General features: G+C 65.2%; 7 protein-coding genes. 6 read left to right on the forward strand and 1 reads right to left on the reverse strand.

Annotated features, from left to right (window positions below; translation table 11 throughout):
• Positions 1-16: 16 nt before the first annotated feature.
• Positions 17-1,369 (forward strand): dicarboxylate/amino acid:cation symporter, encoded by a 1,353-nt coding sequence (locus VT03_RS18240; RefSeq protein WP_255378625.1) that lies wholly within the window; start codon positions 17-19, stop codon positions 1,367-1,369.
• Positions 1,370-1,735: 366 nt separating this feature from the next.
• On the opposite strand, the gene VT03_RS33620 is transcribed toward VT03_RS18240, so the two are convergent.
• Positions 1,736-1,891: a hypothetical protein gene (locus tag VT03_RS33620; protein WP_156514589.1), complete on the reverse strand. Its 156-nt coding sequence runs from the start codon at positions 1,889-1,891 to the stop codon at positions 1,736-1,738.
• Positions 1,892-2,231: 340 nt separating this feature from the next.
• Here VT03_RS33620 and VT03_RS18250 point away from each other — a divergent pair, with 340 nt between their 5' ends.
• The 5 genes from VT03_RS18250 (at position 2,232) to VT03_RS18270 (ending at position 11,549) form a co-directional block, all read left to right on the forward strand.
• Positions 2,232-3,002, forward strand: a complete 771-nt coding sequence (locus VT03_RS18250; protein ID WP_075094306.1) for a 3-ketoacyl-ACP reductase — start codon at positions 2,232-2,234, stop codon at positions 3,000-3,002.
• Positions 3,003-3,233: 231 nt separating this feature from the next.
• The gene (locus VT03_RS18255; protein WP_075094307.1) at positions 3,234-4,628 is read left to right on the forward strand and encodes an efflux RND transporter periplasmic adaptor subunit; all 1,395 of its coding nucleotides are present in this window, start codon (positions 3,234-3,236) and stop codon (positions 4,626-4,628) included.
• An 81-nt stretch (positions 4,629-4,709) separates the two neighbouring features.
• The gene (locus VT03_RS18260; RefSeq protein WP_075094308.1) at positions 4,710-7,883 is read left to right on the forward strand and encodes an efflux RND transporter permease subunit; all 3,174 of its coding nucleotides are present in this window, start codon (positions 4,710-4,712) and stop codon (positions 7,881-7,883) included.
• A gap of 450 nt (positions 7,884-8,333) precedes the next feature.
• Complete coding sequence (locus tag VT03_RS18265; protein ID WP_075094309.1) at positions 8,334-9,737, forward strand: sulfatase; 1,404 nt, start codon at positions 8,334-8,336, stop codon at positions 9,735-9,737.
• 264 nt (positions 9,738-10,001) lie between these two features.
• On the forward strand, positions 10,002-11,549 hold the full coding sequence (locus VT03_RS18270; protein WP_156514590.1) for a serine/threonine protein kinase: 1,548 nt from the start codon (positions 10,002-10,004) through the stop codon (positions 11,547-11,549).
• Positions 11,550-11,787 lie beyond the last annotated feature (238 nt).

The following is an 11,787-nucleotide window of genomic DNA, read 5'->3' on the forward strand; positions in this document are numbered from 1 at the left end:
GCCCCTCTATGTCCGGATCCTGATCGGCGTCGTGATCGGCGCCGCGATCGGGTTCCTGTTCCGCGACCAGCCGATCCTCGGCAGATGGACGAACGCCGACAACGGGACGCTGGCCGGTTTCTACATCGTGACGCTCACGACGCTGGCGACTCCCCTGATTTTCTTTGCGATCATTGAGGCGTTCGTCCACACGCAGTTCACCCGGCGGCAGGGGATCAAGATGTTCGCCATCTGCGCGGTGAACATCGCGGCGGCGTTCGCGATCGGGCTGACGATCCTCAACGTCTTTCAACCGGGGACGAAGTGGCGCGAGACGTTTGAGAAGCATGCTCAGCAGGCCGCCAAGGCGGACGGGGCCGGTTCGCTGAAGCAGGGGCGGGAGATGGCGAGCCATGCCACCGGTTCGTCCCTCTCGCCGCTCGTGATTCTGAAAGGCTACGTCCCGCAGAGCATTCTTCAGCCTTTCGCCGAGAACAAGGTCCTGACGATCGCCGTCATGGCGATCCTGATCGGGACGGCGATGCGGTCGCTGAAACGCGGCCGCAGCACGACGGCGGCCGGTGGAGCGTCCGATGCGGATAGCGGTGAGGCCGGGGAGCCGGCGGTCGATCTTGGCGCGGCGATGAGGACGTTCGAGGCGTTCGTCGTTGCCGGTTATCAGATCACGTTGTGGATTCTGCGATGGCTGATCGATCTGGCTCCGTATGCGATCTGCCTGGCGGTGGCGAACACGATCGGGATGATGGGGCTGGAGGCGATCCGGGCGCTGGGCGTTTTCATCATTACGGTTGTGGCGGCCCTGCTGATTCACTCTCTCGTGTACTACACGCTCTCGGCCTGGATCGTGGGCGGGAAGTCTCCCCGCGTGTACTTGGGCGAGGGGTTGCCGGCGATCCTGACCGGGCTGTCGATCAACAGCAGCCTCGCGACCGCGCCGCTGACGCTCGATGCGCTGCGGCGGATGAAGGTCAGTGACGCGTCAGCCCGGCTTTCGGCGTGTGTGGGGACGAACTTCAACAACGACGGGGTCACGCTGTACGAGGCGATTACGGCGCTGTTCGTCGCTCAGGCGATTGGTGCGGACTTTGGCGTATGGCAGCAGATCGGGATTCTGCTGGCGGCGCTGGTGGGGAGCATGGGGATTGCGGGGATCCCGAACTCGGGGCTGATCATTCTGGCGCTCGTTCTCAAGGCGGCGCAGTTCTCTGACGAGACGATTCAGTTGGTGCTGCCGCTCTTTTATGGGGTCGATGTGTTGTTGGGGCGGTTGCGGTCGGCGGTGAATGTGATGGGGGATTTGCAGGTGGCGATCCTGTTGGATGTGGGTGAGGAGAATGGGCCGGTCGTCGCGGCCGCGTCCTCGCCGTAGTGTTGAGAGCTCAATACCGGGTCCAGGGGGTACCCCTGGTGGGGGATGCAAGGGGGCAACGCCCTCTTGCCCGCCGGAGGCCTGGCCGTCGGAAGATGTCTGAAGGAGTGCGTGTCCAAGCGCGGACAACGTGTCGGATGTCCCTATATCAACCCGCAGGGATTCCAGGACGAGTGGTGAGTCCTCAACGCCGGTCCCACAAAGGGGACGCCCGTTGTGTCCCACGGTTCCTCATGGAAGAGGCCTCCGGCGGCAAGGGGGCGTGGCCCCCTTGACCCCTGGCTGCCGTGGCATGATGGGTTTGAGCTATGGACGCTGCGCCGGCCTGGACGGGGTTCGAGTCAACGGAATGAGCGCCTCTCGAGATCATTCCGGCCGCTCGATCTCGACGGAGTGGATCCCACTCCCCTCCGGAATCCCTCGCTCCCGAAGGCCGACACAGAAGTAGACGCCGTCCTCCACCACAGCCCCGCCCGCGTCAGCTTCCGGCACCGACAGGTGCTCGAAGAGGAGCAGCGCCATGACGCCATCAATCCTGGCATCCTGAGATCGCACCAGTCCGCACACCGTCAACGGCAGCGAGTCCTCCTCGATCCCCGGACACCCCGGTCGGAACGTCAACAACGAAACAACAAACCATCCCGTCGACATGAGGACACCACGAGAAGCGACCGCCCACATCCCCCTGTGAAGGCAACTTGTCTGCCAAACGGCGACCGATCGTCGTCCGGCGGTTTCTGCAAGCGAATCCGACCCGGACAGGCGACCGCGCGTGTCGAATCCGCGAAATGTGCCGTCATCCCGATGTCAGTCGCGCCGGCCGGGAATTGACGGAGCGGGAGCCGGGGATCAGAGTGCCGCCATGAATCGAGTCGCTGTCATCACGGGGGGCGCGCGCGGAATCGGCCTGGGGATCGCCCGGAGCCTCGCCGCGGAAGGTCTGGACCTGGTCCTCAACGGCGTCCGTCCCGAATCGGACGTCGCCGACGTCGTGGCCGACCTGGCGCGGACGGGGCGGAGGGTCGCCTACATCTCCGGTGACATCGGCGTGCCGGCGGACCGGGAGCGGCTCATCGCCGAGGCGATCTCGCGGATGGGCCGGATCGACGTCCTGGTCAACAACGCCGGGATCACGTCCCCCGGACGGAAGGACATCTTGGAGGCGACCGAAGAGGCCTTCGACCGCGTCATGGCGGTGAACCTCAAGGGGGCGTTCTTCCTGACGCAACTGGCGGCCCGGCAGATGATTCGGCAGCGGGAGCAGGTGCCGGGGCTGCGGGGCTATGTGATCAACGTCAGCTCGATCTCGGCGGACTTCGTCTCGGTGAACCGCGGCGACTACTGCCTCAGCAAGTCGGCCCTGGCGATGTCGACCCGGCTCTGGGCGGCCCGACTCGCGGAGTACGACATCGACGTCTTCGAGATCCGCCCGGGAGTCATCCGCAGCGACATGACCGCGGGAGTCGTCGAGAAGTACGACAAGCTCCTGTCCGAAGGGCTGACGCTGGACCGCCGCTGGGGCGAGGCGGAGGACGTGGGCCGCGCGGCGGCCATGCTGGTCCGCGGCGACCTGCCGTACGCGACCGGCCAGGTGCTCCGGATTGACGGCGGAATGACGATCAACCGGCTCTGAGCCCGGGCATCGTTCCTGCTGACCTCGGAGTGGCCGCCGAGCCTCGCCCGGATCACCCGCGAGGGCGGTGTTCGACGTGCCGAACTGTTCGTTTGTGCGCGAATATCTGTCGCAAGTCATTTCCTGTAAATGACATTGTGCGGATTCGTCAATTGACTTTGCAGCAAACGCACCCAATTAATTAGCATGCTAAAGTTATTCGCCGCCCATCGTTGCTCGTGAGTCCGAACCATGCCGTTTCGCCTGTTGCTGGGCCTCCTTCTCGTGCTGCCGCTCTGCGGCTGCGGCAAGCGCAACCAGCCGGTCCAGCTCACCCCGCCCCAGGTCGACTGGGCCTACCCCCTCGAAAAGCCGATCGTCGAGACGATCGAGTTCACCGGAACCACCCGGGCGACCGCCCGAGTGGAGCTCCGGGCCCAAGTCGGCGGGATCTTGGAGAAGATCGCGTTCGAGGACGGGGCAACGGTGAAGGAGGGGGACCTCCTGTTCGTCATCGAACAGCCCCCCTATCAGGCCAAACTGCAGCTGGCCCAGGCGACCGTCCAGAAGGCGGAAGCGGCCCTCAAGAAAGCAGACCTGGCGATCCAGCGGGTCCGCAAGCTCTTCAGTCAGAACGCCGCCCCGGAGACCGACGTCGAAAACGCCGAGGCGGCCCGCGACACCGCCCTGGCCGATGTCTCGGCCGCCAAAGCCGAGCTCAAGAACGCTGAACTCCAGGTCGGCTACACCGAGATTCGGGCTCCGATCACCGGGCGGATCAGCCGGCACCTCGTCGACCGCGGAAACCTGATCCAGGCTCAGATGACCGCGCTGGCGACGATCGAAAGCATCGCTCCGATCCACGCGTTCTTCTACGTCAGCGAGCGCGAACTCCTCCGCGTCATGGAGCTGCTGCGGTCCAAGTCGATCCCCGACCCGAGCAAGATCCGCCCCGAACTGTTCCTGGGGCTGATCAACGAGAAAGGTTTCCCGCGCAAAGGTTACCTCGACTACCGCGAGTTCGGCGTCGACACCGGGACCGGAACCGTCCTCCGCCGCGGTGTCTTCGACAACGAGGACCACGCGCTCATCCCGGGCCTCTTCGTTCGCATCCAGGCTCCGCTCGGCGATCCGGCTCCACGACTGCTCGTCGAAGAGCGGGCGGTCGGAACGAACCAGCAGGGGGAATTCGTCCTTGTGATCGGCCCCGAGAACAAGGTTGAGTTGCGGCTCGTGCAGCTCGGCCCCTCTTACGACGGCCTGCGAGTCGTGAAGTCCGGACTCGGCGCCCAGGACAAGGTGATCATCAATGGCTTGCAGCTCGCCGCTCCGTCCCGGCCAGTGACCCCCAGTGACGAGAAGCGGATGCGGACCACCGCGGAACTCGAGTCCGCTTCCAAGGGTTCCCCCGCCGCGCCGGCCGCCGCGAAGACCGACGACAAGACGCCAACCAAGGTGCCGGCGGAAGAGCAATCGAAAACCCCCGCGGCTCCCCCTTCGCCCGATTCGCTCGACGGCCCGAAGACCGAAGGGGCTGCCGCCCCGATGGAACCCGCGGCCGAGGGGGAGCGATCCAATGCGCCGCAGACGAAGGAGGCCACTTCCCCGGCGACCTCAACCCCGCCGGAAGGAGAGGGGAAGACCTAGGAACGAACCTGCTGTGAGCCCCGTCCCCCGGGCTCCTGACTTCGTTCCTTCCGCCCTTTCGTCCCACCCCGGTCCAGCACCATGTTCTCCAAGTTCTTCATCGAGCGGCCGATCTTCGCGAACGTCATCGCCATCGTGACGATGCTGATTGGCGGCGTCGCGCTCTGGGCGCTGCCGATCGAGCAGTACCCCGAGATCACGCCGCCCACCGTCGTTGTGAACGCGACCTATCCCGGGGCGGACGCCTCCGTTGTTGCGTCGACCGTCGCCGCTCCCATCGAGCAGCAGGTCAACGGCGTCGAGAACATGCTCTACATGTCCTCGACCTCGTCGGGGAACGGCTCCTATTCGCTGACGATCACGTTCGATATCGGGACGAACCTCGACGACGCGCAGGTCCTCGTCCAGAACCGCGTCGCCGCCGCCACGCCGCTCCTGCCGGAAGACGTGCAGCGGCAGGGGGTGACGGTCCGCAAGCAGTCCTCCAACTTCATCCTGATCCTCTCGATCAACGCCGAGGAGCAGTACCAGGACCAGTACGACAGCCTGTTCCTCGCGAACTACGCCACGCTCCGGGTCCGCGATGAGCTGAGCCGGATCTACGGCGTCGGCGACGTCACGGTGTTCGGGACCGGCAACTACAGCATGCGGATCTGGGTCGACCCGGAGCAGCTCAAGGCCCGCAACCTGACCATGCAGGACGTCGTCGCCTCGGTCCGCGAGCAGAACGTGCAGGTCGCCGCCGGCCAGATCGGCCAGCCCCCTTCGCCTGCGACGCAGCAGTTCCAGTTCGCCGTCACGACGCTGGGTCGACTGACTGACCAGAAGGAGTTCGAGAACATCATCGTGAAGACCGGAGAGTCCGGTCAGCTCACGTACCTCAAGGACGTGGCCCGGATCGAGTTGGGGGCCCAGTCGTACGACCAGTTCAACCTCCAGCAGGGGAAGCCGACCGCCAACATCGGCGTCTATCAACTCCCGGGAGCGAACGCCCTCACGGTGGCCGAGCAGGTCAAATCGGCGATGGACCGGCTCTCGAAGAACTTCCCCGAGGGGCTCCGCTACAAGGTCACGCTCGACACGACGAAGTTCGTCAACGCCTCGATTCACGAGGTTTACAGCACGCTGATCGAAGCGGGCGTCCTGGTGCTCGTCGTGATCCTGGTGTTCCTCCAGGACTGGCGAGCGGTGCTGATCCCCGCCACGACGGTCCCGGTCACGATCATCGGGGCCTTCGCGGCGATGGCCGCCCTCGGCTTCTCGGTCAACATGCTGACGTTGTTCGGCCTCGTCCTGGCGATCGGGATCGTGGTCGACGACGCGATCGTGATCGTGGAGAACGCCGCGCACCATATCGAGCAGGGACAGGCACCGAAACCGGCGACGATTCAGGCGATGAGCGAGGTGCTCGGTCCGATCATCGGGATCACGCTCGTCCTGATGGCGGTGTTCCTTCCCAGTGCGTTCCTGGGCGGGATCACGGGTCAGCTCTATCGGCAGTTCGCCCTCACGATCGCCGCCACGGCGATCATCAGCGCCATCAACGCCGTGACGCTGAAGCCCGCCCAGTGCGCCCAGTGGCTCCGGCCCCCGAAGGCGGGACCGAAGAACCTGTTCTACCGTGGCTTCAACCGCGTGTACGACTTCTTCGAACGGATCTATGTCGCGATCGTGCGGGTCCTCGTTCGCCAGCTTGTCCTGGTCATGCTGTTCTTCACCGGACTCGTGGCCCTCACCGGCTGGTGGTACCTGCAGGTCCCCTCGGGGTTCCTCCCCAATGAGGACCAGGGCTACATCTTCGTCGCGATCCAGCTTCCGGACGCCTCCTCGCAGCAGCGGTCGCGGGAGGTGATGAAGCGCGTCGACGAGATCATCAAGAAGACCGACGGCATCGAGGACTGGGTCACAATCGGCGGCCTTTCGCTTCTTGACGGCAGCAGTGCCCCGAACGCCGGGACGCTATTCATTACCTTGCAGGACTGGGAGCAGCGGCTGCCCAAGGGGATCACGGTCGAAAAGATCCTCGGCAGTCTCGGGGCGCAGTTCTCGCAGATCCGGGAGGCGGTCATCTTTGCCTTCCCGCCGCCGTCGATCCGGGGCCTCGGGGTCCGGGCCGGGTTCCAGCTCCAGATCGAAGACCGAGGGGATGTTGGGGGCGAGCAGCTCGCCCAAGCGGCGAACCGGATCATCGCCGACGCCCGCACACAATCGGGAATCGCTCCCAATCTCAACACGACCTTCCGCGCCGGCGTTCCGCAGCTCTATGTCGACATCGACCGCGAGAAGGTCAAGAGCCTTAACCTGCCGCTCGGCACCGTCTTCTCGACTCTGCAGACGGCGCTCGGCTCGGCGTACGTCAACGACTTCAACAAGTTCGGGCGGACCTATCAGGTCCGGATGCAGGCGGAGCCGCAGTTCCGGGCGGAGCCGGAGGACATCGAGCGGCTTGAGGTCCGGAACAACAGCGGACAGATGCTCCCCTTGAGCACGGTCGCCACGGTCCGGAAGTCGTTCGGGCCGCAGATCATTAACCGCTACAACACCTATCGCACTGCCTCGATCACCGGCGAGCCGGCGGCCGGGTACAGTTCGGGTGAGGCGCTGCGGATCATGGAGCAGGTCGCCGAGGCGAACCTGCCGAACACGATGGACTACGACTGGACCGGCACGGCCTACCAGGAGCGGAAGGTCGGGAGCGAGGTGTACCTGATCTTCTCGATGGCGGTGCTGCTCGTGTACCTGGTGCTGGCGGCCCAGTATGAAAGCTGGCTGATTCCGGCGGCGGTCATTCTGGTCGTGCCACTTGGCCTGCTGGGAGCAGTCGCGGCGGTGGCGATCCGGGGGATGGACATCAACGTCTATACGCAGATCGGGATCGTGCTGATCATTGCGCTCGCCAGCAAGAATGCGATCCTGATTGTCGAGTTTGCCCGTGAGATCCGGGCCAAGGGGACGCCGATTCTGGAGGCCGCGATTGAAGCCTCGCGGTTGCGGTTCCGGCCGATTCTGATGACGTCGTTCGCATTCATCCTGGGGGTGGTCCCGCTGGTGATTGCGACCGGTGCCGGGGCGGCGGGGCGTCGCGCTCTCGGGACGGCGGTGTTTGGCGGGATGGTGGCGTCGACGATTCTGGCGGTGTTCTTTGTGCCGGTGTTCTTCGTGATCTTCCAGCGGCTTTCGGAGTGGTGGACCGGTCATCAGGAGCCGGATCATGAGACGCTGGTGCATCAGATCAGCGAGACGGTGAAGCACTGAGAGTTGTCGGCCTTCACTCGAATGCTGCTGCCGTGTCCTTGCCGGCACAGCGCGGTTAGCTCAAACCCAACGTGCGACGGCACCTGGGGTCAAGGGGGCCTCGCCCCCTTGCCGCCGGAGGCACTTCTATGCGGAGCCGTGGTAAGCAACGGACGTCCCCTTTGTGCTACCGGCGCCGAGGATTCGACGCTCGCCCTGGAATCCCAGCGGCTTGATGTGGGGGCATCCGACACGTCGTCCGCGCTTGGACACTCACTCCTTCAGACATCTCTCGACGAGAGGGCCTCCGGCGGGCAAAGGGGCGTTGCCCCTCTGCACTCCCCACCAGGGTGCCCCTGGACCCGATTAAGTCACGGTGAAATCAATACCTAGTTCATGGATGTTTTAATTTGCGGGCGGTATAACCTCGCGTTCGAACCACCAGTTCACTCTCGTTCGATAGAGGTTTCCATGAGATTTCGCTGGCTGGCCGCGATGGCCATCCTCCTGTCGTGGTCCGCGGCCACGGCCGTCACTACCCAAGCGGCCGACAAGCCGGCCCGCAAACCCAACATCCTCATCTTCCTTGCCGATGACCTCGGCTACGGCGAACTCGGCTGCCAGGGGAACCCCCAGATCCCCACCCCCCACATCGACGCCATCGCCAAAGCGGGAACCCGCTTCACCCAGGGCTACGTCAGCGGACCCTACTGCAGCCCCACCCGCGCCGGCCTGATGACCGGCCGCTACCAGACCCGCTTCGGCCATGAGTTCAACAGCGTCGCCCAGAAGTCCGGCCTCGCCCTGACCGAAACGACCATCGCCACCCGCCTCAAGTCGCTCGGCTACCAGACCTCCGCGGTCGGCAAGTGGCACCTCGGCGGCGGAGGAATGGGCGGCCCGGAATACCGCCCGATGAACCGCGGCTTCGACGAGTTCTTCGGAACCCTCGCCAACACCCCGTTCTACCACCCGACCCAGTTCATCGACTCCCGCGTCTCCCCCGAAGTCCAAAAGATCACGGACGAGGAGTTCTACACCACCGACAAGTACGCCGAACGGGCCGTTGACTGGCTGGAGAAGCACAAGGCGGACCCCTGGTTCCTCTACGTGCCGTTCAACGCCCAGCACGCCCCGCTCCAGGCCCCCAAGAAGTATCTCGACCGCTTCCCCGAGATCTCCGATGAGAAGCGGAAGATCTTCGCCGCCATGCTTTCCAGCATGGACGACGCCGTCGGCTCCGTCATGAAGAAGGTCCGCGATCTCGGCCAGGAAGAAGAGACCCTCGTCTTTTACCTCGCCGACAACGGCGGTCCGACTGCCAGCACGACGTCCCAGAACGGCCCGCTGCACGGCTTCAAGGCGACCACCTGGGAAGGGGGCGTGCGGGTCCCGTTCATGGTCCAGTGGAAGGGAAAGATCCCCGCTGGTAAGACCTACGACTCTCCGGTGATCCAGCTCGACATCCTCCCGACGGCGATCCGCGCCGCCGGGGGCGAAGTGGCCGCAGACTGGAAGCTCGACGGCGTCGACCTCCTTCCGTACCTGACCGGGACCGCCACCGGCAAGCCGCACGAGACCCTCTACTGGCGGTTCGGTGACCAGTGGGCGATCCGCCACGGCGACCACAAGCTGCTCGTGGCCCGCGGTGGGACGAAGTCGGCCGAGCTCTACAACCTCGCCGCCGACATCGGCGAGTCGAAGGACCTCGCCGCCGCCGAGCCGGAGAAGGTCAAGGAGCTCCAGGGGCTGTGGGACCGCTGGAACGCGGAACAGGCCGAGCCGAGCGCTCCCAAGGAGCCGCCGCAACAGCAGCAGAACCGAAAACAGCAGCGGCAACAGAAGAAGAAGGCCGCCGCCGACGCCGCTTCGTAGTCTAGGACTCATCGCCGTGACATCTGCCGGCAACGCCTGGAAACGGGCGTTGCCGGTTTTGTTTTGGAGCCTTGTGGCGTTTTGCCACAACTCGCAGGGACCGCTGCGGTCATTCTGTGAATGATCCAAGAATCCGCAAATCTCAAGAATGAATCGGAACTTGCGATGCGGTAGTCTCGCGGCAGGGGGTTGCGAGTCGTCCCCACAGCTTGAGTTTACGGGTCTTCACATTCGCGCCGTGCCGGCGGAGATGAGGTGGAGAAGATGTCGAACCCAGCGGGGGAGCCGTCTGCGGAGTCGTTGCAGGACACGCTGATCACCAAGCAGAACGTTGGCCCCATGCAGCAGACCGTGGTGGCCGCCGAAGGGACGATCGGCCAGGACACCTCGCCGACCGCGCCTGGTTCGGTCATCGGTGACTTCAAGATCGCGCGCAAGCTCGGGCAAGGGGGGATGGGGGCGGTGTTCCTCGCCCACCAGATGAGCCTGGACCGGGAATGCGCGCTGAAGGTCATGGCCCGCGAACTGGCGGACAAGCCGGGCTTCGTGGAGCGGTTCGTCCGCGAAGCCCGCTCGATGGCCAAGATGCAGCACCCCAACGTCGTCTCGTGCTACGCCGTCGGGACGCAGGCGGGGACGCACTTCGTCGCGATGGAGTTCATCGACGGCAAGAGCATGCAGGGGTGGCTCAACGAGCTCAAGCAGCTTTCGGTGGCGGACGCCCTGCTCGTCACGATCGTCGTCGCCGAGGCGCTCCAGCACGCGCACGACCTCAAGATGATCCACCGGGACATCAAGCCGGACAACATCCTCGTCACGAAGAGCGGCGTCGTGAAGGTGGCCGACCTCGGTTTGGCCAAGGCGACCGACGAGGACATGTCGATGACCCAGAGCGGCATGGGCCTGGGGACGCCGCACTACATGCCCCCCGAGCAGGCCCGCAACGCCAAGCACGTCGACCACCGCTGCGACGTCTACGCCCTCGGCGTCACGCTCTACCACTTCCTGACCGGCCAGGTCCCGTTCAGCGGCGACTCCGTGATCGAGCTGATCGCCAATAAGGAAAAGGGGACGTTCACGGCGGCCCATAAGGTGAACCGCGACATCCCCGAGCGGCTGAGCCTGATGATCGACCGGTCGATGGCCAAGAACTCCAAGGCCCGCTACCAGTCGATGACGGAGTTCGTCCGGGACCTCCGGTCGCTCGGGCTGGCGGGGTCGGCCCTCTCGTTCGCCCAGGGCCCCCGGTCGAATGCCTCGGGGGTCTCGTCCGCCTCGGCGATCCGCGCGGCTCCGCGGCTGCCGGGAACGCCCAAGAACCGTTCGTCCGCGTCCGGCGCCGGCATGTCGGGGGTCTCTCCCGCTCCCGCCGCGGCTGCCGGGCCGGAAACGACCTCCTGGTATGTGAAGGTCGTGCGGGATGGCAAGCCGGCGACGCTCCGGATGACGAGCGGGCAGATCCTGGCGGCGATCAAGACGGACAAGATCGAAACCGCCGCCCAGGTCGCGGCCAGTCCCAATGGGCCGTTCCTCCCTCTGCCGCAGGTCCCGGCCTTTGCCGATGCCGCGCGGAAGATGATTCATCGCCAGCAGTCGCGCGGCCGGAGTCTGGCGGGGGAGATTGCCAAGCTCGAGAAGCAGTACGACCGCCGCAAGTGGTGGCAGATGCTGGCCCGTTTCCGCGACGGGACGCTGGGCCTTGTCGGCCTGGTCCTGTACCTCGCGGTGGCGGCGGCCCTGATCGGCGGTCTGGCTTATTACGCGCCGGCGATCTGGAAGTTCATGGACGCGCAGTTCCGCAACATCCGCTGAGCGGCGTCGCGCTGGCCGTCGGGTCCAGGGGCACCCTGGTGGGGAGTGCAGAGGGGCAACGCCCCTTTGCCCGCCGGAGGCCTTCTCGTCGAGAGATGTCTGAAGGAGCACGTGTCCAGCGCGGACACCGTGCCGTATGCCCCCTCACCAACCCGCCGGGAGTGCGGAGCGAGCGGTGAGTCCTCACCGCCGGTACCACAAAACGGACGCCCGTTGTGTCCCACGGTTCCTCAACGAA

The sequence above is a fragment of the Planctomyces sp. SH-PL14 genome (assembly GCF_001610835.1).
In the GTDB taxonomy this organism is placed as follows: Bacteria; Planctomycetota; Planctomycetia; order Planctomycetales; family Planctomycetaceae; genus Planctomyces_A.

Bases quoted from the DNA above. Each gene is read 5' to 3' on its own strand.
- VT03_RS33620 (WP_156514589.1), bottom strand. From the start codon at position 1,891: ATGGCGCTGCTCCTCTTCGAGCACCTGTCGGTGCCGGAAGCTGACGCG.
- VT03_RS18250 (WP_075094306.1), top strand. From the start codon at position 2,232: ATGAATCGAGTCGCTGTCATCACGGGGGGCGCGCGCGGAATCGGCCTG.
- VT03_RS18255 (WP_075094307.1), top strand. From the start codon at position 3,234: ATGCCGTTTCGCCTGTTGCTGGGCCTCCTTCTCGTGCTGCCGCTCTGC.
- VT03_RS18260 (WP_075094308.1), top strand. From the start codon at position 4,710: ATGTTCTCCAAGTTCTTCATCGAGCGGCCGATCTTCGCGAACGTCATC.
- VT03_RS18265 (WP_075094309.1), top strand. From the start codon at position 8,334: ATGAGATTTCGCTGGCTGGCCGCGATGGCCATCCTCCTGTCGTGGTCC.
- VT03_RS18270 (WP_156514590.1), top strand. From the start codon at position 10,002: ATGTCGAACCCAGCGGGGGAGCCGTCTGCGGAGTCGTTGCAGGACACG.